This window comes from Kiloniella spongiae (genome assembly GCF_001026905.1).
Classification (GTDB): Bacteria; Pseudomonadota; Alphaproteobacteria; order Kiloniellales; family Kiloniellaceae; genus Kiloniella; species Kiloniella spongiae.
Genome location: NZ_LAQL01000007.1, coordinates 99805 through 123178, shown reverse-complemented (window position 1 = coordinate 123178; position 23374 = coordinate 99805). Strand labels below are relative to the sequence as shown.

Annotated in this window: 18 protein-coding genes; 4 read left to right on the top strand and 14 right to left on the bottom strand. The window is 45.8% G+C overall.

Annotated features, from left to right (window positions below; translation table 11 throughout):
• The first annotated feature begins 5 nt into the window (after positions 1–5).
• On the top strand, positions 6–956 hold the full coding sequence (locus tag WH96_RS11870) for a DMT family transporter (protein ID WP_082130454.1): 951 nt from the start codon (positions 6–8) through the stop codon (positions 954–956).
• A 59-nt stretch (positions 957–1015) separates the two neighbouring features.
• On the opposite strand, the gene WH96_RS11865 is transcribed toward WH96_RS11870, so the two are convergent.
• Positions 1016–1903 carry a LysR family transcriptional regulator gene (locus WH96_RS11865; RefSeq protein WP_053005873.1) on the bottom strand — a complete coding sequence of 296 codons (888 nt, stop codon included), beginning with the start codon at positions 1901–1903 and terminating at the stop codon, positions 1016–1018.
• Positions 1904–2008: 105 nt separating this feature from the next.
• On the opposite strand from WH96_RS11865, the gene WH96_RS11860 reads away from it, so the two are divergent.
• Entirely contained in the window at positions 2009–2494 is a 486-nt protein-coding gene (locus WH96_RS11860; protein WP_047764391.1) for an OsmC family protein, read from the top strand.
• A 63-nt stretch (positions 2495–2557) separates the two neighbouring features.
• Here WH96_RS11860 and sthA read toward each other — a convergent pair whose 3' ends face one another.
• The 8 genes from sthA to cysD all read right to left on the bottom strand — a co-directional run bounded on the left by sthA (position 2558) and on the right by cysD (position 17385).
• Positions 2558–4021: a Si-specific NAD(P)(+) transhydrogenase gene (sthA, locus tag WH96_RS11855; protein WP_342667235.1), complete on the bottom strand. Its 1464-nt coding sequence runs from the start codon at positions 4019–4021 to the stop codon at positions 2558–2560.
• A gap of 231 nt (positions 4022–4252) precedes the next feature.
• Positions 4253–6673, bottom strand: coding sequence for an acyl-CoA dehydrogenase (locus WH96_RS11850; protein ID WP_082130453.1), 2421 nt, complete (start codon positions 6671–6673; stop codon positions 4253–4255).
• Between the two features lie 59 nt (positions 6674–6732).
• The gene (locus tag WH96_RS11845; protein WP_047764390.1) at positions 6733–9075 is read right to left on the bottom strand and encodes a 3-hydroxyacyl-CoA dehydrogenase/enoyl-CoA hydratase family protein; all 2343 of its coding nucleotides are present in this window, start codon (positions 9073–9075) and stop codon (positions 6733–6735) included.
• Complete coding sequence (locus WH96_RS11840; protein ID WP_047764389.1) at positions 9072–10214, bottom strand: thiolase family protein; 1143 nt, start codon at positions 10212–10214, stop codon at positions 9072–9074. The genes WH96_RS11845 and WH96_RS11840 overlap by 4 nt, the downstream gene beginning before the upstream one ends.
• 70 nt (positions 10215–10284) lie before the next feature.
• Complete coding sequence (locus WH96_RS11835; RefSeq protein WP_047764388.1) at positions 10285–11967, bottom strand: long-chain-fatty-acid--CoA ligase; 1683 nt, start codon at positions 11965–11967, stop codon at positions 10285–10287.
• A complete protein-coding gene (locus WH96_RS11830; RefSeq protein WP_053005872.1) occupies positions 11964–14315 on the bottom strand; it encodes a serine aminopeptidase domain-containing protein in 2352 nt (783 codons plus the stop codon). Before WH96_RS11830 ends, WH96_RS11835 begins: the two co-directional genes overlap by 4 nt.
• 263 nt (positions 14316–14578) lie before the next feature.
• Positions 14579–16477: a sulfate adenylyltransferase subunit CysN gene (cysN, locus tag WH96_RS11825; protein ID WP_047764387.1), complete on the bottom strand. Its 1899-nt coding sequence runs from the start codon at positions 16475–16477 to the stop codon at positions 14579–14581.
• Positions 16477–17385 carry a sulfate adenylyltransferase subunit CysD gene (gene cysD, locus WH96_RS11820; RefSeq protein WP_047764554.1) on the bottom strand — a complete coding sequence of 303 codons (909 nt, stop codon included), beginning with the start codon at positions 17383–17385 and terminating at the stop codon, positions 16477–16479. The genes cysN and cysD overlap by 1 nt, the downstream gene beginning before the upstream one ends.
• A gap of 440 nt (positions 17386–17825) precedes the next feature.
• Here cysD and WH96_RS11815 point away from each other — a divergent pair, with 440 nt between their 5' ends.
• A complete protein-coding gene (locus WH96_RS11815) occupies positions 17826–18521 on the top strand; it encodes a D-glycero-alpha-D-manno-heptose-1,7-bisphosphate 7-phosphatase (RefSeq protein ID WP_162200151.1) in 696 nt (231 codons plus the stop codon).
• A 146-nt stretch (positions 18522–18667) separates the two neighbouring features.
• On the opposite strand, the gene WH96_RS11810 is transcribed toward WH96_RS11815, so the two are convergent.
• The 4 genes from WH96_RS11810 to WH96_RS11795 all read right to left on the bottom strand — a co-directional run bounded on the left by WH96_RS11810 (position 18668) and on the right by WH96_RS11795 (position 21676).
• On the bottom strand, positions 18668–19234 hold the full coding sequence (locus WH96_RS11810; protein ID WP_053005870.1) for a D-sedoheptulose-7-phosphate isomerase: 567 nt from the start codon (positions 19232–19234) through the stop codon (positions 18668–18670).
• 154 nt (positions 19235–19388) lie between these two features.
• Positions 19389–20036 carry a GntR family transcriptional regulator gene (locus WH96_RS11805; RefSeq protein ID WP_156176789.1) on the bottom strand — a complete coding sequence of 216 codons (648 nt, stop codon included), beginning with the start codon at positions 20034–20036 and terminating at the stop codon, positions 19389–19391.
• Between the two features lie 55 nt (positions 20037–20091).
• The gene (locus WH96_RS11800; protein ID WP_047764385.1) at positions 20092–20685 is read right to left on the bottom strand and encodes an NADPH-dependent FMN reductase; all 594 of its coding nucleotides are present in this window, start codon (positions 20683–20685) and stop codon (positions 20092–20094) included.
• A 115-nt stretch (positions 20686–20800) separates the two neighbouring features.
• Positions 20801–21676 (bottom strand): AraC family transcriptional regulator, encoded by an 876-nt coding sequence (locus tag WH96_RS11795; RefSeq protein ID WP_053005869.1) that lies wholly within the window; start codon positions 21674–21676, stop codon positions 20801–20803.
• A gap of 175 nt (positions 21677–21851) precedes the next feature.
• On the opposite strand from WH96_RS11795, the gene WH96_RS11790 reads away from it, so the two are divergent.
• Positions 21852–22754 carry a DMT family transporter gene (locus WH96_RS11790; protein ID WP_047764384.1) on the top strand — a complete coding sequence of 301 codons (903 nt, stop codon included), beginning with the start codon at positions 21852–21854 and terminating at the stop codon, positions 22752–22754.
• A gap of 25 nt (positions 22755–22779) precedes the next feature.
• On the opposite strand, the gene WH96_RS11785 is transcribed toward WH96_RS11790, so the two are convergent.
• Positions 22780–23349, bottom strand: coding sequence for a TetR/AcrR family transcriptional regulator (locus WH96_RS11785; protein ID WP_047764383.1), 570 nt, complete (start codon positions 23347–23349; stop codon positions 22780–22782).
• Positions 23350–23374 lie beyond the last annotated feature (25 nt).

The following is a 23374-nucleotide window of genomic DNA, read 5'->3' as shown; positions in this document are numbered from 1 at the left end:
AACAAATGAGTCTATCAACCACACACAATGGCCAAAGTAAGAATACTAACGACAAGAATGTTAAGGGTGCCCGTATACTGAAAAACCCAACCAGCCTTCTCCTGATCACCGGTACTTTAATCGGTTTCAACTTTCCCTTGGGAAAGATTGCTGGTGAAGCAAACGTTTCGCCGATGATCTGGTCTCTTCTTGTATCATTCGGGGTTTGTAGCCTGATTTTGCCAAGTTTGCTCTTTCGGAAACAGCTTATTCTCCCCAGAGGAAAAACCCTACGATATGCGATTTTATCTGCTCTTATTTCTTTTGTGATTCCAAACCTTTTGCTTTTTAGCGTTATCCCCCATGCCGGAGCCGGCTATACAGGGTTAATGTTTGCACTCTCCCCTGTGTTCACCCTAGCACTTGCGACTTTATTCAGGTTAAAAACACCCAATGTTCTGGGATTAGTTGGCATCGCTATTGGCCTAATTGGTGCCGTCGTGGTCAGTATCACCCGGGCAGGTTCAGCCGAGGCACCAGACCTTATCTGGATTATCGCAGCAATCTTGATCCCCCTGACATTGGCTTGTGGAAATATCTATAGAACGATTGACTGGCCGGAAGATGCCTTGCCCGATAGTCTCGCATTCTGGAGCCATAGTTTTGCAATAGTTGTGTTCATTGGCTTGCTTCTTTCCACAACGGGAACAATCCCCATTTCAGAACTGGCAGTAATCCCATGGATCGCTGTAACTCAAGCCGTTGTTGCAGGTCTGACTTTTCCGGTTTTCTTTAGATTGCAACAAAAGGGTGGACCTGTTCTTCTCAGCCAAATTGGGTATGTTGCCGCCGCAGTAGGCCTCATAACCGCTACCGTTATTTTAGGCGAGCGCTACAGCCTCTTTACATGGGGCGGAGCTGGTATAATAGCCATCGGAATTATCATCACGATAATTTCTCAAAAACAGAAAGTGTGATATCAAACTCACCAGCAGTAACTCTTAGGGTGCCACGATTAGAATGTCGCGATGGCACCCTAAGTTTGCAGTGAAGCCATCAAACCAGCTCCGTCCTGTAAGAATCTATGCCAGAGGAAGTTAACATGGGAATTTTTCAGTGCCTCAGGATGACACAGCATTGAAACCTGAGTTTCAGGTATTGAATCTTGCCACTGGATACGACAAAGCCCCAGAGGGATTGCGATATAGCTTGGCAAAATACCTACCCCGATCCCGGCTAGTACGGCCTGCGCCTGAACAGGTACATTATCCGATCGAAAGACAATATTCCGGGAAACCTCCCGTGATGCAAAACTTTCCATAGAGGGCATCGACATATAAGCCTCGTTAAAGGCAACAAGCTTATGCAGGCCAAGGTCCGCCTTAGAGCGAGGCATTCCATAAGTCTCCAGATATTTTTCAGATGCCCACAATCCATTTTTCAAAGCAAATATCTGTTTCTCAACAAGTTCTGTTTCTTTTCGTCCACCAATTCTGAACGCAATATCAGCATCGCCCCGATGTATGTCTTCCACTTGGTTCCCGGGCGTCAGTAAAACCTTCAGATCCGGCTCCCGCTCATGAAGTTGAGCAATAACCTTCGGCAGCCAATAGGTTGCCAGCCCCTCGGTTGCTGTCAAACGTACCGGAGGATAATCGCGCCGCCCAAAACTCTCCAATTCTCTTTCGAGACGAAAAGCCGTTTCAACAAGAGGCGTAATTCGCTTGGCAAGTAGAAGTCCATAAGCCGTTGGCCGAACATACTTGCCATCGCGTTCCAAAAGCTGTTGCCCAAGCCGCTCTTCCATAGCTGTAATGCGTCGACCAACCGTTGGCTGGCTCACCTCTAGCTCTCGCGCAGCGGCAGAAAGCCCACCGCATTTAATCACGGCCTGAAAATATCGATAATCATCCCAATCGCTCATCTATTCATTTTTGTATTAATTAAGACCAAAAACAAACATTTTTATTTATGAAATTAATTTCGTATGCTTCTACCTGAATGAACAATCTGCGACAGGATCACGCCGATGAGCCAAGAGCACCAATACAAAACGCACCTTTCCTGGACAGGAAACAAGGGAAGTGGAACAAGTAACTACAAAGCTTATGACCGCAACTATGATATTATAATCGAAGGCAAAACCACGTTGTCGGGTTCTTCTGATCCTGCTTTTCGTGGAGATCCGACGCGACATAACCCGGAAGACCTTTTACTTGCGTCGATTTCATCCTGTCACATGCTGTGGTATTTGCATCTCTGTTCGATTAGTAAAATCGTTGTGGTCGATTATCAAGATACATCAGCAGCAATAATGACCATGAACTCAGATGGGGGCGGGCAATTCTCTGCGGCAACACTTAATCCGATTGCCACAATCACCGAAGGTTCAGATAAAGAAAAAGCCATTCAGCTTCATCATGAAGCAAATAAACTCTGCTTTATTGCCAGATCAGTAAACTTCCCTGTGCATCACAAACCACAAATAAAAATAGAGATAAAACCCAAAACATAAATGAGTTATACCTATCCACGATCAGCTATAGCAAAATTGACCGTGATCACGCCCTATTGAGGGCTATTCAGACGGCATTCTGTTCCAGGCATCCAAGGCTGCGACTTTATAGGCCTCGGCAAGCGTTGGATAATTGAATGTGTTTTCAACAAAATATTCCAATGTTCCCTTTAGATTGAGAACGGCCTGCCCGATATGAATAAGCTCTGTCGCCCCTTCCCCAACAATATGAACCCCTAGAAGACGACGGGTTTTAAGCGAGAAAATCATTTTCATCATACCATGACTAAGGCCCATGATTTGCCCCCGTGCCGTTTCATGGAAATGACAAACACCGCATTCATATGGAATACCGCGCTGTTGTACTTCTTCCTCTGACATACCAACCGTCGACATTTCCGGGACAGAATAAATACCATAAGGGAAATACTCTGGCGCATCATAAGCATCTTGCTCAAAGGCGTGGCAGGCAACAATACGTCCTTGCTCCATCGAAGTCGAAGCCAGACTTGGGAAGCCAATAACATCCCCCGCCGCATAGATGTGATCAACCTCAGTCTGGAAATTTTCATTCACTTGAATTCGGTTGCGATGGTCGGCTTTAATACCGGCTTTATCCAAGCTTAACTTATCTGTCGCACCCATTCGCCCGGCAGAAAAGAGAACCATATCGGCTTTAACGATACGCTTATTCTCAAGCGTAATCATGTTACCCCCACCTTCGACCTTATCAATCGCTTCAACCCCTTGGCCAAAACGGAACGTAACATTCTGTTGTCTGAGCAGATGCGTAAATTCTGCAATAAGTTCACGATCAATAAAATCGAGCATTGTTTCCCGCGGTTCAATAACCGTTACCGCGACATCCAATGCACTGAAAATGGTGGCGTACTCAATACCGATAACCCCGGCGCCAATCACGGCAAGCGACCTTGGTAATGTTTTTAAATCAATGATTTCATCACTATCAATGATCGTCTCCCCATCAAAGGGAATATAATCCGGCCTGTGTGGTTGCGTTCCGGTAGCAATCAGAATTTTATCGCCATGAACAGATGTTATCTCGCCATCGTCATCAACAATTTCAAGCGTGTTCGGATCGACAAAATGCGCAAGCCCCTGTATCCAATCAACCTTGTTGCGTACAAACTGGTGTTCCAGATTATCCACCTCGTGCTGCAACGTCATATGTAAACGTTCCAGCAGGTCACCCGCGGTAATGTTATCTTTCACACGATAGGAACGACCATAGAAAGTACGCTCACGCCAACCTGACAAGTTCAGAACGGTTTCTCGCAACGTTTTACTTGGCAACGTCCCCGTATGGACAGAGACTCCGCCGATGGCAGGGCTTTTCTCGATAACAAGAACTCGTTTGTTCCATTTCGCAGCCTGAACAGCGGCACGCCGCCCTGATGGCCCACTTCCGATAACAACAAGTTCATATCGTTCCATACTTTCCCCCAGCGATCTTTCTTCTATGTCGAGTTTTATTTTAACAAACTCAGCTAAAGCACCCAAAGTCATTGAAGAACTCGGATGATATTTCCTTCATACGACAGCTTATATAGTGCAAGGTGTATTCAATCTCTATTGATCAACATCAATCGGATAGCAATAAAAGCCATCCCTAGATATTAAGATGCGAGAGCTACTCATCACCTAATTAAATTAGCTTATTATTCCGAGGCTGATAAGTGCTATAATTTACCTGTACTTACAACCCGTTTCTTTAATCTCATCTACCTGATACAACTGTTACCCCTTTAGCCGTTTGTAGGCGGCCTGGCTATAGTCATCCACTTCTACGACGGCATCTGCCAGACTTTGCGCTGCCATCACCTGCTGAAATTCTTCTTCATCAACAACACCTTTTTGCAAAGCAACGTGATAAAGGTCTTCACGCGCGACACCCCTCAAAACACCTGTTTTCCGTGATGTGCGGATACGAGCCTCCAACGGGATAACCGCCTGTATTTTACGATAGGCTTCTTCCAAAGCACCCATGGCATCATCAGGGTTATCCGAGACAGAAATATCACTGGAGAGTTTTTCGCGCCCACCGAGATCACCCATCATCCGATTAGCCAGTGCTATGTTTTGCATATCTGTTGGACCATGGGCTTTTCGTCCAAGCAGGAACAGGCATAACCGCAGCATCGTTCCGACAAATTTTACCGGATAGTTGTGCGTTATTGTCAGCAATGCCTGCTCAATTTCCTGATAGGCATGGGCACAGAACCAGTCCAGATAAAGTTCGTCTTCTTTGGTACTGCCTTCATCTTCAAAGCGCTTTACTGCTGCTGTCGCTAGATAAAGCCAAGATAAAGCATCCGCCAGGCGCCCACTGAGAGTTTCTCGTCGTTTCAAACTGCTGCCCAGAAGCAACATGGAAACATCCGCCACCAAGACAAAAGCCGATGAATAACGAGTAATCAACTGTTTGTGGCGGCGCGCTTTTGCCGTGCCCTTAACCTTAAGAAAACGCCCGGCTGTCAAACCGTCAATGCCAGCTCTGGCCGCATTACAAACTGTAAAATTGATATGCCCCCAAAAAGCATCATCAAAATCTTTGAGACTGTTTTTAGCAACCGCTTCCAGCTCTTTTGGGACAAAGGGATGACCACGAATGGATCCCTGTCCAAAGATAATCATGGAACGAGTCAGGATATTTGCCCCTTCAACCGTAATGGCAATTGGTAACCCATCATAGGCTCGACTCAGAAGATTTTTAGGGCCTCGGCAAATGGCGGCACCGCCCAATATATCCATGGCATCAAGAAAAACCGTCCGCATGTTTTCTGTTAAATAAGCCTTGGCTATTCCCGATAACACTGACGGGCGCTCACCCGCGTCAACAGCGGCACAGGTTAATTGACGCGCAGCATCCATCCCATAGGTCAAACCACCAATTCGGGCCAGTCGTTCAGCAACCCCTTCAAACTTACCAATTGGCAATCCGAACTGTCGACGGACAGAGGAATAAGCCCCAGTCACACGGGTTGCCAATTGTGCAGCCCCCAACGACAGAGACGGCAGAGAAACGGACCTACCAGCAGCAAGTGATTCCATCAGCATACGCCAGCCCTGACCAACACCTTCTTCACCACCGATAACATAGCTGATTGGAATGAAAACATCCTTGCCCTCAATAGGACCATTTGGAAAAGGAATACCCATCGGGTCATGGCGTCGACCAATTGACATGCCCTTTGTATCCCGCGGGATCAAGGCGCAAGTTATTCCAAGATCTTCTTTATTGCCTAACAAACCATCGGGGTCGCTCAGCTTGAACGCCAGACCAATAACCGTTGCAACAGGGGCCAATGTAATATAGCGCTTGCGCCAGTTAAGACGAATGCCCAGAACCTTCTTGCCCTTTATCTTCTCTTCACAAATCACACCATGACTTTGAATAGAGGCTGCATCGCTCCCTGCTTTGGGTTCCGTTAAAGCAAAACACGGCATTTCTTCCCCCGAAGCCAAACGAGGAAGGTAATGATCTTTTTGTTCTTCCGTTCCGTAATGGAGTAACAGCTCAGCAGGCCCCAAAGAATTCGGCACCATCACAATAACCGACAAAGGCAGAGAACGGGATGAGAGCTTCAAAACCACAGCAGAATGCGCCTGTGCAGAAAACCCCAGCCCCCCGTATTTTTTGGGAATGATCATCCCGAAAAACTTCATATCTCTTAGTTTTTGCCATAGCTCTTCGGGAAGATCACGATCCTGAGCAATTTTCCAGTCATCCGTTTCCCGGCAAATTTCTTCTACCTGGCCATCTAAGAACGCCTGCTCTTCTTTTGTTAGTCCGGAAACATTAAATTCTTCGAGCTTATCCCAATCAGGTCGCCCACTGAATATTTCAGCGTCCCACCACACTGTACCGGCGTCCAATGCAGTCTGTTCTGTTTCACTGATCTTTGGCAGGCTACGTTTGACAATTTTCATCAACGCAGCAGTTACAAAAGGTTGCCTGATGGCATGAACGCCAAACAAGCCAGAAAGAACAGCCGTAAAGATGATTGCCCATCCTGTCATGACAACTGGCATCCCGGCAAGGTCTCCGCCAGCTATGAGCACAAGAAGAGCCAGCACCCATCCCCAAAACCCTTGCCCGCGATACAACAATGTCGCGAAAACAATGATCGCAAGTATGAACGTGAAAAGGATAATCATAACGGAGACCTCTTCTTATTTTGTAATTTCAAAACTTTGGCCAAGTTTACGAACGATACCTAATTCCTCAAAGGCTTACCGGTCTTGAGCATATGATGTACACGCTCAATCGTATCAGGGTGGCGGCACAGGGTATGAAACGCCTCCCGCTCTAACTGTAACAGCCTGTCTTCACTGACTTTGCCTGTCATATCCGTATCACCACCACTCAGGATCGTTGAAAGTGCAGCCGAAACAACGACATCATGCGGTGTGGCTTTTCCTGATTTTCGGAAGCCCTCCACGGCCAGATCCAAAGCAACTTTACCACTTTCACCCGGTAGCGTTATTTCAACCGCTGTTGGCGCATGATATCCTGCAACCAACTCAAGTGCTCGCTCTTTGGCGTCTGCAAGAACACGATCACGGTTCATCGTAATCCTGTCATCCGCCCGAATGATTTTCATATCCCGCGCTTCTTCTGCTGATTTGGCAACCTGTGCCAACCCGATCAACTCAAAGACTTTCGACACAGCCGGCATTGGCCCGCGCGGTGTATCGGATGCCAAAGACCAGCGGCACATCATTTCCTTACACCCGCCCCATCCCGGGATAATGCCAACACCAACCTCTACCAGTCCCGTATAGGTTTCTGCATGCGCCTGCACAGCATCACTGTGTAACAGCAGTTCACAGGCCCCACCCAAGGCCATCCCCGAAGGCGCTGAAACAACGGGAAAAGGTGCAAACTTCAATGCTTTGTAAGTTTCCTGACCGCGGCGGACCATGTAATCAATAAAGGGATAGGCCCAAAGCCTTGCCGCAACAGACATTAAACCAATATTAGCCCCAACAGAAAAATTGGTTCCATCGTTATAAACAACCAGTGCTTTGTATTCACTGTTTTCAATTTTCTCTCTGGCGCGATCCATCATGGACAAGGTCCAAAGATTGAGAGAATTCATTTTGCTATGAAATTCCAGACACAAAACATCATCATCCAGATCCCATAGGGATGCAGACGGGTTACGCATGACAGGTTTTGATCTGGCTTTAATATCATCAAGCCTGAGAACCCCGGCATTGGGAGAACGCTTTAAATACTGTCCTTCATACCCGAAGACCTCTCTAAAGCCCTTGGATTTACGATAAAACTTACCCTTTCCAACACTTCTTAAAACGGTTGGGACATCTACCTTTTCAGACTGCAACTTCGTACAGAACCATTCCGCTCCGATTTGGTCCAACAGCTCAAAGGGGCCATATTTCCAGTTGTACCCCAACCGCATAGCCTCATCGATGGCTTCAATGTCATCGGAAACACTTGGCACTAATGATGCTGCATAGGCCAAAGTTTTTGACATAACAGACCAGGCGTAGCGCCCGGCAGCGCTGTCATCTTCCAAAACCTTGCGCGGGTTCTTGCGCCCGGCCTTTTTAACAATAGCAACCGATGGACGTTTCGCTTTCGCATAGTTGCCTGTGTTTAAATCAATCGCCTCTTTTATCTTGTCTGAGCTATCGGGCCTGAGACGGTAAAAACCTCCCTTGCCTTTACGTCCGGTATAGCCATCGGCAATAAGGGTCTTGATCAGTTCCGGTTCCTGATAGATTTCATGAAAAGGATCTTCGGGTGGCAAGCTTTCTGACATTGAGGAAAGGACATGGGGCATAAGATCCAACCCGACCATATCCAGTAGCGCAAAAACACCTGTTTTGGGAATACTAAAAGGACGCCCGATCACAGCATCTGCAACCTCTATGGAAATATTCTGCTGCATGGCTTCGACAACGGCGCATTGCAGCCAAAAAATACCGATACGATTAGCAAGAAAACCCGGTGTATCTTTACATTGAACCACTCCCTTACCCAGGCTGTGATCACAGAACCTTTCAATAAGTTTGCACTGTTCTTCGGAAACTTCAGGACCCGAGACAAGTTCAAGCAAACGCATATAACGGGGCGGGTTAAAAAAGTGAGTGATCAGAAAGTCGCGCTTGAAGCTTTCAGGTAAGCCAGCAACAAGCTGTTCACGGCAAAGGGTAGAAGTGTTCGACGAAACAACTGCATCCTTCTTGCGAAATTTGTCGATTTTCTTATAGAGTGCCTGTTTAATCTCGACGTCTTCAATAATCGCCTCAATAATCCAGTCACAGTCCGTTAAAAGTCCCAGATCATCTTCTGTATTCGCAGGGGTAATGCGTTTTGCATTCCTTTTACTCATCAAAGCAGCCGGATTACTTTTGATCAGCTTACCAATGGCATCTGTAGCTATCTGATTACGCTCTGCTTTATCCACAGATTTTTTTTCTGCCGGGCGATCGAAAAGAAGAACAGGTACGCCAGCATTCGCAATCTGCGCTGCAATGCCTGCCCCCATAACACCTGCGCCAATAACAGCAACTTTATTTATCCCCTTCATCCAACAGCCTCCAGAACAGTCGCTATTCCTTGACCGCCGCCAATACACTGAGTGGCTAGGGCGAACTTGCCCTTTTCCCGCTTTAACAACTGGGCTGCTTTACCTGTAATACGGGCTCCGGTTGCCCCCAAGGGATGTCCGATGGCAATCGCACCACCATCCAGATTGATTTTACTCTCGTCCAGATTCAAATCAGCCATACAGGCCAGTGCCTGACTGGCAAAAGCTTCGTTGAGTTCAATAACGTCCAGGTCAGAAAGTGTAATGCCTGCGCGCGCAATTGCCTTGTTTGTCGCCGCAACAGGACCAATACCCATTATTTCTGGCGCACAGCCTGCAACCGCAATACTGCGAATTTTGGCAAGCACATCCAGTTCCTGCGCTTTTGCAAAATCAGCCGTACAAACAATAACTGCCGTTGCCCCATCAGTAAGCGGAGATGAAGATCCGGCCGTTACATTGCCCTCTTCTTTGAAAGCAGGCGAAAGTCCGGCCAATCCTTCAATCGTACTGTTCCCTCGAATACAACCATCCTGATCGACCATATCGCCAGCATCGGTTTTTATGGGAATGATTTCATCCCTGAAGTTTCCCTTGCCCTGCGCTTCAGCCGCCTTCAGATGACTGTTAAGAGAAAACTGATCCTGATCCTTACGACTAATAGTATATTTATCAGCAACATTTTCTGCCGTTTCCCCCATGGAAACATAGGCCGGGGGATACTCTTTTGCGAGCGCCGGATTCAACAAGGGATTGAAGCCCATCATCGGCACCCGTGTCATTGATTCGATACCTGCACAAACATAAGCATCCCCGGCACCCATTGAAATCGCGCCCGCTGCCATGTGAATGGCCTGCATGGATGAACCACAGAAATGATTGACCGTAGCACCGCCCACGGATTGCGGTAAATCAGCCAAGAACACAGCCAGCCGGGCGACGTTTAATCCCTGTTCGCCTTCGGGAAAAGCACACCCCATGAAAACGGCCTCAATGGCTTTGCCTTCAATCCCGGTTTTGTGCACCAATCCTTTAATGACTTGTGCGACAAGATCATCAGGTCGCACTTTTGCCAAAGCTCCTTTGTTCGCAAAATGAAAGGGGGAGCGTGCGTAGCCTGCAATAACAATATCGACCATCTTCTTACCTCTGTTGTTCTCAGAACCTATGCTCTGTATTTCAATCTTTTTTACTCTTCTCCCTAAACCATCACATCGAAGACGTTTCTTCCCGTAACTCTTTCTTGGAAAGTTTGCCAATCATGGTTTTTGGCAGTTCAGACCTAAATTCAATTTCTCTCGGCATTTCCATTGGGGATAAGTACTCTTTCAGGAACTCTAAAAGCTCTTCACTTTCTATACTTGCACCTTCTCTCAGCTTGATAAATGCTTTTGGAATTTCGCCGTGTTCGGCCTCTGCAATACCAATGACCGTGACTTCTTCTACAGACGGATGACGATTGATCGCCTCCTCAATATTTCGGGGGTAAACATTGTATCCATTGCATATAATCAAGTCTTTAAGACGGTCCAGAAGGAAAACATAACCTTCGTCATCCATATAACCTACATCCCCGGTATGAAGATAGCCTCCCTTGATCGCACGACCAGTTGCTTCATCGTTATTCCAATAGCCCTGCATAACTTGAGGCCCCGAAACACAAAGTTCACCCATTTCGCCAATATCAAGCAACGCATGGGGCGCTTCGATATCTCTAATTTCAAAACAGGTTTCTGGCAGAGGAAGCCCGATAGATCCTTCTTTGTTCTGTCCACCAACAGGATTACAGGCACAAACAGGCGAGGCCTCACTCAATCCATAGCCTTCAACAAGAGTACACCCGGTAAAGGTTTCAAATTGTATTTTGGTATCCAAGGGCAAAGGCGCCCCACCAGAAATACAGTACTTAATCGAAGAAAGGTCATACCGCCCGACAATAGGTGAATTATTGACCGCACCATAAAGGGTTGGCACCCCCATCATTAGCGTCGGTTTTAATCGATCAATTGTCTTCAGCATCTGTCCCAATTTAAAGCGGGGAAGCAGAATTAATTCTGCGCCAAGAGCAACCCCCATGTTCAAGACCGTCGTCATGGCAAAAACATGGAACATCGGTAAAACACCAAGAATACGTTCTTCGCCCGGAACAGCATCTGAAAACCAGGCAACAACCTGTGATGTATTGGCAATAACATTCCCATGACTCAAAATCGCCCCTTTGGGCTTACCTGTGGTCCCGCCAGTATATTGTAATACCGCTTTATCTTTACGTGAGACATCCACGGGGTAAGCGCCGTCTGTACTTTCAGCCAGATCCGTAAATTCTATGAACTCTGGCCCCGAGGGATGCGATATCTTATGAAACTGTAATAAAGAAAATAGCGTCCCCTTAAGCATCGGCATTGCCTGTGCTAGCCTACAGATAACGACCTTTTCCAGCGGCGTTTGGGAAAACTGTTTTTCAACTTTCTCGCAAAGTTCTTTAACATCCAGTGTAATCAAAAGCTTCGCGCCACAGTCATTCAACTGATATTCCAACTCTTCAGGCGCGTACAAGGGGTTTGAATTAACAACGACTGCCCCAATTTTTAAAAGCGCGTAGTAACAGATCACAAAATAAGGACAGTTCGGCAAGAACAAGACCACACAATCCCCCTTACCAACACCTTGTCTTTGCAAGCCAGCAGCAACAGACTGTATCTGATCAAAAATATCAGCGTAACTGTAGCTCCGGCCAAGAAACTCGACACAAGAACGATCAGGGAACCGCGCGACAACCTGTTCCAGGTTTTGGTAAAGAGACTGGTTATCAGATTGAACGGCATCATCCCGTGCTAAAGAAGCCTCGGGGTAAGTACCGATATGAGATGCTTTTTTACCCTTTCTGCTCATGACCTGACACCTCGTTGTTCCTGCAGATGCGCTTCTAAGCGTTTTTCTTGCGCAATCTCCTGACGTTCTGCCGCTTGTTGGTCAATACTTTCCAAGAAACCACGAATACCCTGACGGCAGTTACCAATGTTCTCGTGCAGAATTCCATGCCGCTTTGATTCGACCATAATCAGCTCTTTATCCTGAGTACCGATCAAATCGAAAACTTTATTAATCCCCTTGGCATCTACAATCGGATCTTCCATCCCCTGGAAAAGTTTCACCGGGCAGGAAACATGCGGAAGGTTTTCTCGGAGTTGCTCATGCAGTTGGTAAAGTTCATATGTCGTTCGCACAGGGACACTATGATAATTTATTTCTGGATTTTCGGCAGGATGTTCTTTGAAAACCCCCTTTTCTTCGATCGCCGGAACCCAGCTTGTCAACTTTTCCAAACCATGTGCCAAATGCGCAAACAACAGATTACTAGTCTTAAACTGCCAAGGGACAGAAACGGCGGAAACCGATGATATACCTTCCGGGTTATTAGCCGCTTCAAGTAACGACAGGGTGCCACCAGTTGCAAAGCCAACTAAACTGATGTCATCCACAAAAGCAGATAAAATTTGACGCCCTCGTGCAATGGAACTCATCCAATCCTGCCAATGTCGATCCCTCAAATCCCAAGGGGATGTACCATGCCCCTTCAAACGAACCCCCATGACAGCATAGCCAAGTTCGGATATTTCCCGTCCGAATTCATAAAGTTCCGCAGGTGAGGCCAAAAGACCGTGAACGATAAGCACGCCAGTATTACGGCAATTTTCCGGTACAATCAGATAAGGCTCAGCCGGGGCGCAAGCCATTTCCTTAGCATTAATTTCCACATGATGCGGTTTTGTATAGGTCTTGCGGTCACATTCGAGCGATACATACTCATCATCCAGAAGGTGATATGCTAATGTATCCCGCTCAACATCCAATAACGTTTCATACGCTTCCTCAACACTGATAACAGCTTCTTTTATCGGCATAACTTCATTGGCATAGACACGTATCAAGTTCTCAAGGCGCACTGTATTAAAGCTTGTTATCTCAATAACTGTTTCATCAAAGTGATAATAATCTTCATCTTGTCTGATATGTTCAGCACAGCCTACGGCAGACATATACTTCTTCAATGACTCACAGATCTGCCCGCTACCCAAGTTCCAATAATTTTCCGGCTTTGTCAGGCTACGGTGCAGGTGAACATCTTCTTTTTTCTGACAGGATTTAATGGCGAGATAGAGTGCCTTATGAAAGTTTCCCTTTAAAATTCGTGGTTCTTTTTTCAAAACAAGATATCGAATTAAAGAAGATGCCAAATGATAGAGATTAACCGTAACCCCGGTATAGATCGCATCCATATAGTAATCACGCAGGCGATTGGTTCCGCGAGAGCTACACAGCTTGAATATCTTTTCGTTCAATGTATCCGGCGCATGGGATAATTTGAAAAAATCATCAAGCGAGTTGATTTGACTAAATACTCTGGAAAGAAGGCGTTTTTCCCACCATTTCCATACATGTGTCACATCCAGTGGTTTGCTGACACGGATATCCATATCGCAATCCTTAAGAATCATATTCGCTTCGATCAGGACTTCTTCAACGAGCCTCGGATTGCTGCCCTTGCTGAAGAATTCCGCGCTTCGACTTAAAATGTTATCGCTCGCCCTGATCGGATAAAAGGTGATATTTGCCGGGATAATCTCGGTTGGCTTACTAGCAACAGCCAAAAGTTCTTCTGTTGTTTCCATTTCCAGCGCCTTTGCCCACCGTTCAAGGCGGGCATATTCCTTGGCTTCGAAAACAGATAAAACACGTTGTTTGAATAACTCCACCGTCAACGCAAGAACAGCGGCCCCAGTATGGTGCTTACGTCTGATCTTCGCAGTTGGCGAAAAAATACTATATTCGCCTGATGGACCAACAACGTGCCTGTCTTTAACCATTCCCCCTTCGGGAAAAATGATGACTTTGCGGCCTCGCAGAATTTCGGCAGCCAGGAACGGAAGTAATCCCGGATGATTATGGGGTACAGCACCAACGCCGTATAAAAAGCTGGCAAAGGACTCATTGCCTTCAAACAACTCACCCGCCGCGACACACCGACAATACTGGCCTGTTTCTTCATGAATAAGATATTGAGGAATAATGGTTTCGAACCGGGCAAAATGATTGAAAAGATAAATATCACCTTCGGCAAATTTATCGTAATCATCATGCAAGCAGATGTTGATGCCCAGGCGCTTTTTGACCAAAGAAAAAGCCTTCACACACCAGTCGTATGTTGGTTTAAAGTCGAGGTCCAGTTCTGTATCCATCTCCCCACCTAAGCCGTTTCTCTCAATACCCTTATGATATTAGAATGCAGCTTTATAGTAATTATCTGTGTACGGTCATCCCCAGTTGAAAATCACAATTCTGAGATCAAGAGTTATCACCTCTGAATCCTCACACCATCAAGTAAACCATAATACGGGCTAAGGTAGTATTAATATTACTTACTTTCGCGTAAAATTAAGGCGTAAAAAAGGGGCTGGTATAATCACCAGCCCCTTTTTCCTGTTAACAAACACGGTTTGCTTTATACAAATCCGCGCTCTTTGAGCTGGGCAATGACCCGATCAGCCAAAACTTCCGGTTCAGCACTTCCTCCAGCCAAAACAATCTCGGCATTCACAGGCGCTTCATAAGCAGAATCAATTCCGGTGAAGTTTTTGATGTCTCCGGCGCGGGCTTTCTTATAAAGCCCTTTTGGATCCCGCTCTTCACAAACTTCCAGTGGTGTATCCACAAAGACTTCGAGAAACTCGCTTTCACCCATCAGTTCACGCGCCATACGACGTTCACTTCTGAAAGGCGAAATGAAAGACACGAGAACAATCAACCCGGCATCGACAAACAAACTTGCAGTTTCTGAAACACGACGAATGTTTTCAACACGGTCTGCATCTGTAAAGCCAAGATCCTTGTTTAAGCCATGACGAACATTGTCACCATCCAGCGTGTAGGTATGCCGACCTTCAGCAAAGAGCTTTTTCTCAACCAGGTTGGCGACAGTTGACTTACCCGCGCCAGATAAACCGGTAAACCATAGAACACAGGGCTTTTGCCCCTTCTGCTCTGCTCGATTACCTTTGTTAACATCCAGCTCTTGCCAAACAATATTACTTGCACGGCGCAACCCAAAGTCAATCATACCCGCACCGACCGTTGAGTTGGTGTAGCGGTCAATCAGAATGAAAGAACCTGTTTCCCGGTTTTCTTTATAGGCATCGAATGGAATGGCCCGATCAAGAGCCAGATTACAGACACCGACCTCATTTAATTCCAGTGTTTTACCAGCTTGTTCTTCCAGTGTATTCACATTTACCTTGTGATGAAGATCCGAAATCACCACAGGCACTGTGGTTGCTGCCGTTTTTAAAAGGTACGGACGACCCGGCAACAAGGCATCTTCTTGCATCCACAAAATATGCGCCTTTAACTGATCACTTAATTCCGGCACTTCATCTGCTTTGGAGAGAATGTCGCCGCGGCTAATATCAATCTCATCCTTCAAGGTGATTGTCACAGCTTGCCCGGCAATCGCTTCTTCCAGATCACCATCAAAGGTAACAATACGATCAATTTTCGATGTTTTACCCGACGGAGAAACGGCAATATCATCCCCCGGCTTTATACGCCCGGATGAAATCGTTCCGCTAAAACCCCGGAAATCAAGATTAGGACGGTTTACCCACTGAACAGGCATCCGGAAAGCTGTCTCGGTTATATCCGTTGTAACATCAACAGTCTCAAGGTGACCAAGCAAAGTTGGACCTTTGTACCAGTCCATCTCAGCACTTGGTTCGATAACATTTTCACCTTTAAGTGCAGAGATCGGCGCAGTGATAATATTTGGAATATCCAGCTTGTCAGCAAAGGACAGATACTCTTCAACTACCTCGTTGTATCTGTCCTGGGAATAGTCAACCAAGTCCATCTTGTTGACCACCAGAACAACATTTTTAATGCCAAGTTGAGATACGATATAACTGTGACGTCGGGTTTGGGTCAGAACACCTTTGCGCGCATCAACAAGAATGAGCGCAAGCTCTGCCCCTGATGCGCCCGTTGCCATGTTCCGGGTATACTGTTCGTGACCCGGCGTATCAGCGACGATAAATTTGCGTTTATCCGTCGAGAAAAAGCGATAGGCGACGTCGATGGTAATGCCTTGCTCTCGCTCAGCCTGAAGGCCATCAACCAACAGGGCCAGATCGATATCTTCGCCCGTGGTGCCTACTTTTTTGCTATCACTTTCCAGTGCGGTTAGCTGATCTTCAAAAATAAGCTTTGAATCATAAAGCAATCGACCAATAAGGGTTGATTTTCCATCATCCACAGAGCCACAGGTAATAAACCTCAACAGGCTTTTTTCTTCCTGCGCTTTAAGATAGGCCAGAATGTCTTCGGAAATAAGGGTATCTTTGTGGGCCATTAGAAGTAGCCCTCCTGCTTTTTCTTTTCCATTGAACCCGCCTGATCGTGATCAATGACACGTCCCTGGCGTTCTGAAGTTGTTGTCAGCAACATTTCCTGAATGATGTCCGGCAGTGTCGCAGCTTCTGATTCAACCGCGCCTGTAAGCGGATAACACCCAAGCGTTCTAAAACGGACAGATTTCATCTCTGGCGTTTCACCCGGCTTCAACGGCATGCGATCATCATCGACCATAATCAAAGCGCCGTCGCGCTCAACAACCGGACGTTCCGCAGAATAATAAAGCGGGACAATCGGAATATTTTCACGATAGATATATTGCCAGATATCCAGCTCGGTCCAGTTAGATATCGGGAAGGCACGAATGCTCTCACCCGGTTTTACACGGGCGTTGTACACATTCCATAGCTCGGGACGTTGATTTTTCGGATCCCAACGATGATTTTCTGATCGGAAAGAGAATACGCGTTCTTTAGCACGGGATTTTTCTTCGTCCCGCCGCGCGCCCCCAAAAGCAGCATCAAACTTGTATTTCTCCAGCGCTTGTTTCAAAGCCTCGGTTTTCATCACGTCCGTATAAAGCGCTGAACCATGATCAAAGGGGTTCATTCCCTTTTCACGTCCATCTTCATTAGTATGTACGATGAGATCAAACCCATATTCCGCAGCTATCTTGTCACGGAAAGCAATCATTTCCTTGAACTTCCATGTCGTATCAACATGCATCAGAGGAAAAGGAGGTTTTGAAGGGTAAAAAGCCTTACGTGCCAGATGCAACATAACGGCAGAATCTTTACCAATGGAATAGAGCATCACAGGGTTACGGAACTCTGCCGCGACCTCTCGAATAATATGAATGCTCTCAGCTTCCAGCTGTTTCAAGTGTGTCAGATACGGATCGCTCACCGTTTTCTCCGAATTACTGCTCTCAAGCAGATAAATACAAAAATACAGCCCCAAAGCAGCCACAAACTCAGCAAATGTCAAGTTCTTAGTCAAACTTAGAGCTACAAATTAAACACTAAAAATATGTTGATAAACAAAATCAACACCATCTCAATCTGTTAAATAGTTATTACACCCTATTTAACAACATGGAAAGATAAATATTAATATTACACATATTTTTAATGTTATTAATTAAAATTAAAATTTGTATTTTATATCAATATTTTAATAAAATATCTCTTTAACTTCCTTCTCTCAAAATCAAAGAAAAAATCATAAATAACACTTAAAAAATGTATTTAAATTTAATTTCTTCGTTTTATGAACTTGAGAATTTGTCCTCTGCAAGATACTCAGGGTATATATTCTTCTTCAGATTCCCGGATAAAATGAGAGACATGAACATCCTTTTTAATGATCCCAATTTTCCTTACACAACGCTGCCTCATATTCAGGAAGATGGCATCTGGTGTGAGAAAAGGGACATCAGAGGCCGAACGGTGTCAGACAATACTCCTGCTCTATTTCTGGATCGTGATGGCGTTATCGTTAAAGAAGTGAACTATCTTCAAAATCCGGATGATGTAGAACTCATCCCTGGTGCTGCCGAGACGATTCAAGCAGCAAACAAGCGAAATATCCCCGTGGTTGTCGTCACCAATCAAGCTGGAATTGCCTATGGTTATTTTGGTTGGCAGGATTTTCTGCTCGTCCAAAACAAAATGCACAAAGAACTAGAAAGCCAAGGCGCCTATGTAAACGCGGTCTATGCCTGTCCCTTTCACCAAAAGGGCCAAACAACTTGGGGCGGACACCCAAATCACGAAGCAAGAAAGCCCAATAACGGTATGCTGATGCGGGCAAAAAACATGTTGTCCATCAACATGGAACAATCATGGATTGTCGGTGATCGAGCCTCAGATCTTGAAGCAGGAAAAAAAGCAGGGCTTGCAGGAGGCTTGCATGTTTTAACCGGGCACGGTTCTCGCGAAGGAGAAGTCACACTCTCAAAACAGCTATCCAGTTCGAATTACCAAATCCAGGAAGTTAATTCGATTAAAGACGCTCAAAGCTTGCCGCTGTTCATGTCGTGAAGTTTTTGTTTTTTAATCTGAGTAGGTCAAAAAGCAGTATATATGCTTATTCTCAAAAATAGAGCACCTTAAGAACCTTAGTATAATCCTGGAATTAAAGAGAATTACTCTGGAAGAGTTACAGCTAACAACACAAAGCATGTTGTTTATTTCTCGTCACGCAATCTAATTTCCGTCACACCGCAGATATAATGCCCAACAGCAATATGCATTTCCTGAATATGGTTTGTTGTATCCGATGGTACTTTGATACAGAGATCACAAAGCTCGGCAAGTTTGCCGCCACCTTGCCCGGTAAAGCCCATCACTGTTATCCCCATCTTTTTTGCCACATCAACGGCGGCAACAATATTCCCACTGTTACCGCTTGTCGTAATGCCAACAAAAACATCGCCCTCTCTACCCAATCCACTTAGTTGACGTGCAAAGACCTGTTCATATCCATAGTCATTTGCAATCGCCGTCAAAGCAGAGGTATCTACGGTTAAGGCGATAGAGGGAAGAGAATCACGTTCGATAATGTAACGTCCTACCAACTCAGCGGCCAGATGTTGTGAATCTGAAGCCGAGCCTCCATTACCACAGAAGATGATTTTATTACCACGCTTAAGTGCCTGCACCCAAATATCAGCAGCCTCATCCATGACATCCCCCAAAGCACTGAGAGCTTCAAAGTTTTTCACAACAGTCTGGCAATAATTTTGAAACGACACGAGAGAACCTTTTTGTGGGAGGTAAGAGTATGTTTAAACGAAATGCACCAATATTATGGCAATATTATGCATGGCTATTTATATTGCGCCTCTAGATTTAACATCCGAATTATAAACTTTCCAGTCGAGAAAAAACTATTCGCGGCAAGGAAATTCAAGCCAGCCGATCTCTTAAGATTTGTGTCATCATCGCTCCGCCCTCACAGATATGTTTCACAAGTAAGTCAACCGCGTCATCACACTTATCAGACTCAACCGCCGTCAAAATATCTACATGTTCTTGCTGAGATTTTAATTTGTAGGGCATTGTTTCGAACACCAATCGCTGATAACGCTCATTATGCAACCACAACTCATTAAGGGAATTCATTAATCTGGGTTGTTGCTCTCCGGCATAAATTGACCGGTGAAAATCCCAGTTCGCTGACATTAGCTGATCAAGATCCTCTGATGTGTTACCTCTTGCAATAGCCTCTCGTGCCTCTTCATGATCAGTTATTTTGAAAAGAGTCATTGCTTTTTTAAGAGCCAAACATTCCAGTTCAACCCGCATGTCCGTAATTTCCTGAGCATCTTCCTGCGTTAGTGGTGTAACCATTGCTCCTCGACGCGGTTGGAAAAGCACCAAACCTTCTGCACCGAGCTTCTGTAACGCCTCACGTACAGGGACATGGCTTGCACCAAATCGCGCAGCAATATGATCCTGACGTAAACGGTCCCCGCCAACGATCTCACCCCGGAGAATGTCACTTCTGAGCTGCATTGCAATTGCATCACTCATCCCCAAACTAGCTACAGGCACTGTAAACCTCTTGGTTATGTTTTATGTTTCAGAAATACAACACCACCTTATACCTCTATAATTTAGGTCGGATGGCATTGAGGCAGAGTCCGAGTTCCCGCAAACGATCCAGATATTTTGTTATCCGTGTCACCGTTTTGGGGTCATTCAATTTCATCTCATCATCAAATTGACTTTTATATAACGGCAAGACAAAATCTGGTGCCGCCAAAGGGTAGGCCCCCAGCCCTGAAAGACTTTGCTTTAATTGCTGCTGCACTTTTGATGTGCCCAAAGCCCCCGGACTGGTCCCCATAATACCCACGGCAAGGTTTTTGAAAACAGACGGTGTCCCTCGAGAAGCCCAATCAATGGCATTTTTCAAAACCGCGGGTAAACCACTATTATATTCGGGGGTGACAACAAGCATCCCATCCGCTTTGCGAATAGCCTCTTTAAAAGCCAACGCCGCAGCAGGTGTTTCAATGTCTTCCTGGTCCTGGTTGAAAAATGGCATATCTGCTAGTTGATCAAAAACGTCGATGGTCACACCTTCCGGTGCAGCCCTGATCGCTTCCTTCAGCAAGGCACGATTATAAGAATCTTTTCGTAAACTCCCAACGACAGCAACGACATGAAAAGATTTGTTTTGATCTTCCGGCAAAGCCATCTTACTTCCCCCTTTAGACAAGAATGTTATCGACTAAATATGCCATAACATGAGACGGGCTTTGAACCCAGAGAGATTAACAAGGCCAGATAAAATTTTAAGGCAGATAAAATTCTTAAGATAGCTGTCGGAATTTACTCGGCGTTAAGCCCGTAGCTCGACGGAAGCGTGTTGTCAGATGGCTTTGGCTGCTAAAGCCACATTGAAGCGCAATTGCACTCAACGTATTATGAGTATCGCCTAGTAAATCCTTGGCTCGTTCCACACGGCGCAACAAAACATACTGATGTGGGCTAACCCCCATTGTCAGTTGAAACATGCGCGTAAAGTGAAAAGGGCTCAACTCAGCAACTGCAGCCAGATCTTCAATGACCAATCCCTGATCCAAAGCCTCTTCAATATAGTCCTTAACTCTTTTTATCACAAAGGGAGACAATCCGCCCCGGACAAACGTCGGTTCGGCATTTTTATTACTATAGTGGCGAAAGAGATGCTGTACCAAAAGCTGTCCAGCATGAGACAGGCTCATTCTATCAGCTGGGTTCTGCCAATCCAAAGGCAGAATAACCTGGCGAAACAACTGTTCAATAACAGGATCACTTTGAAAGGCCACATCTTCCAGCTCAACCAGATTAGGATCAATACCATAGCTTTCCAAAGCAATATGGTCGAACTCTGCCTGATCAAAATAGAGATGCATAAACTTGAAAGGGGCCTCAATGCTCCATTCAGAACGAACACCCGCAGGCATGATGCAAACAGCACCCGGATGTCCCTTCCCCAGTGAGCGTTCTCCATTATGGCGTCGCGTCCCCTTGCCACCCTGCAGATAATAACTCAGCGTGTGATGACTTGCTTTCTCATATACCGCATAACCGCCGTCATTGTGCCATGCAGACAAAGAGAGCCCCGATCCAACATCAAGAGTCTGACTGGATTGCGCCCCCACTTTTTTCAGGGTTTTATATACATAAAGCTCTTCTGGTCGCATGACTTTCGCCGAAACAAGTTTCCTTCAATTTAATCACCTTATTTCCTTTTGAGAAGGGTTCAGTTTTCACTTAACCGCAAGAATGTGAAAAAAGCAGAGAAAGCTGATATACATCCCAAGTTCTCCGTTCTATGACTTGAACATATGTCGAACAGTAAATTGTCTGGATGGTTTGGTGAGCATACTGCTGTATCTGGGAACAGTCCTCATTTGGGGAACCACTTGGCTAGCAATTGCTTTCCAGATCGGAACAATACAGGTCGAAGTTTCAGCCTTTTATCGGTTCTCTTTGGCAGCGTTAGTACAAATCCTCTTTATGCTTGCCTTAAGGAAACTCACTTGGGTTCCTCTCAAACAGCATAAATGGTTTGTTCTACAGGGCTGGTGCCTCTTTTGCCTGAATTTTATTTTCTTTTATAACGCTGCAAAATTTCTACCAAGTGGCCTGATCGCCGTTGTTTTTTCGCTGGCAAGCATCTTCAATATGATCAACGCCTTTGTTTTTCAACAAAAACCGCCAACGATAAAATCCCTTGCTGGTTCGAGCCTGGGCGTTTTGGGTGTTTGCGCTCTCTTCTGGAATGATATTCAACCGGGAAGTTGGCAACAGGGTGCTTGGTCCAATTCCGGCCTACTGGGTTTGTTTTTATCCATTGCCGGAACCTATTGCTTCTCTCTTGGCAATCTGGTCTCGCAACATCAGCAAAAGGCGGGACGTAACGTCCTTGTCTCGAACTCCTATGCTTTGGTTTATGGCAGTGTAACTCTTGGGCTTTGGTGTCTGTTTCAAGGCTACTCATTTGACGTAGAAAATTCTTACAAATATCTGGGAGCTCTTTTTTATCTCGCCATCCCGGGGACTGTAATCGGTTTCGCCATGTACCTTAAGCTTATTGGCAAGATCGGTGCGGAAAAAGCGGCCTATTCCACTGTTTTGTTCCCAATTGTCGCCCTGTCACTCTCAACCATTTTTGAAGGCTATGTCTGGACAGAGACAGCAGTTCTGGGCGTTATACTGGCTCTGGGCGGAAACCTGATTGTCTTCACCAAATGGCCTCGAAAACAGAAGATACAGTAGCAAACCTGAAAATTACACGTACTTATCAAGTAAGACCAAGAACACCCCACGCAGCTTCTGTCAGATCCTGCGTAAAACTTTTATAGTCTTGTGTTAGGCGCCCATAGACATGAAAGACAGCGGGTTGAACAACAACACCCAAAACCATCGCCGCCATCAGATCAGGATCACCCTGCTTTATTATTCCAATGCCTTGTCCTTGGGCAATCATATCTCGCAAGACAACGACGGGGGTTACCATGTCATCCGGAACTTCTTTCAGCTGTCCATGCTGCGTCAAAAGTAAGAAGGTAAACAGCGCCTTGTCCTCTGCAAACAGCTGGCAAAACCGAGCAATCATGTCGGCAATTTTCTGCTTGGGATCTTTTTCACTCGCAGCAATGTCGCGTAAATAATTCCCCTGCTCTTCATAGAGCGACAGGAAGAGTTTTTTCACCAATTCATCTTTGCTTTTGTAATGGCGATATATTGTACCTTCGGCAATGCCCGCTCCGGATGCAATATCTTTGGTCGTGGTTTCCGTCACCCCCTGTTCGGCAAAGAGCTCCATCGCCACTCGATTGATTTTGTTTTTTGTCGCCGTGCCATCACGCATAACTTAATCAACTCAATTCCAATTG

Bases quoted from the DNA above. Each gene is read 5' to 3' on its own strand.
- WH96_RS11870 (WP_082130454.1), top strand. From the start codon at position 6: ATGAGTCTATCAACCACACACAATGGCCAAAGTAAGAATACTAACGAC.
- WH96_RS11865 (WP_053005873.1), bottom strand. From the start codon at position 1,903: ATGAGCGATTGGGATGATTATCGATATTTTCAGGCCGTGATTAAATGC.
- WH96_RS11860 (WP_047764391.1), top strand. From the start codon at position 2,009: ATGAGCCAAGAGCACCAATACAAAACGCACCTTTCCTGGACAGGAAAC.
- sthA (WP_342667235.1), bottom strand. From the start codon at position 4,021: ATGACTTTGGGTGCTTTAGCTGAGTTTGTTAAAATAAAACTCGACATA.
- WH96_RS11850 (WP_082130453.1), bottom strand. From the start codon at position 6,673: ATGATTATCCTTTTCACGTTCATACTTGCGATCATTGTTTTCGCGACA.
- WH96_RS11845 (WP_047764390.1), bottom strand. From the start codon at position 9,075: ATGAAGGGGATAAATAAAGTTGCTGTTATTGGCGCAGGTGTTATGGGG.
- WH96_RS11840 (WP_047764389.1), bottom strand. From the start codon at position 10,214: ATGGTCGATATTGTTATTGCAGGCTACGCACGCTCCCCCTTTCATTTT.
- WH96_RS11835 (WP_047764388.1), bottom strand. From the start codon at position 11,967: ATGAGCAGAAAGGGTAAAAAAGCATCTCATATCGGTACTTACCCCGAG.
- WH96_RS11830 (WP_053005872.1), bottom strand. From the start codon at position 14,315: ATGGATACAGAACTGGACCTCGACTTTAAACCAACATACGACTGGTGT.
- cysN (WP_047764387.1), bottom strand. From the start codon at position 16,477: ATGGCCCACAAAGATACCCTTATTTCCGAAGACATTCTGGCCTATCTT.
- WH96_RS11815 (WP_162200151.1), top strand. From the start codon at position 17,826: ATGAACATCCTTTTTAATGATCCCAATTTTCCTTACACAACGCTGCCT.
- WH96_RS11800 (WP_047764385.1), bottom strand. From the start codon at position 20,685: ATGGCTTTGCCGGAAGATCAAAACAAATCTTTTCATGTCGTTGCTGTC.
- WH96_RS11795 (WP_053005869.1), bottom strand. From the start codon at position 21,676: ATGCGACCAGAAGAGCTTTATGTATATAAAACCCTGAAAAAAGTGGGG.
- WH96_RS11785 (WP_047764383.1), bottom strand. From the start codon at position 23,349: ATGCGTGATGGCACGGCGACAAAAAACAAAATCAATCGAGTGGCGATG.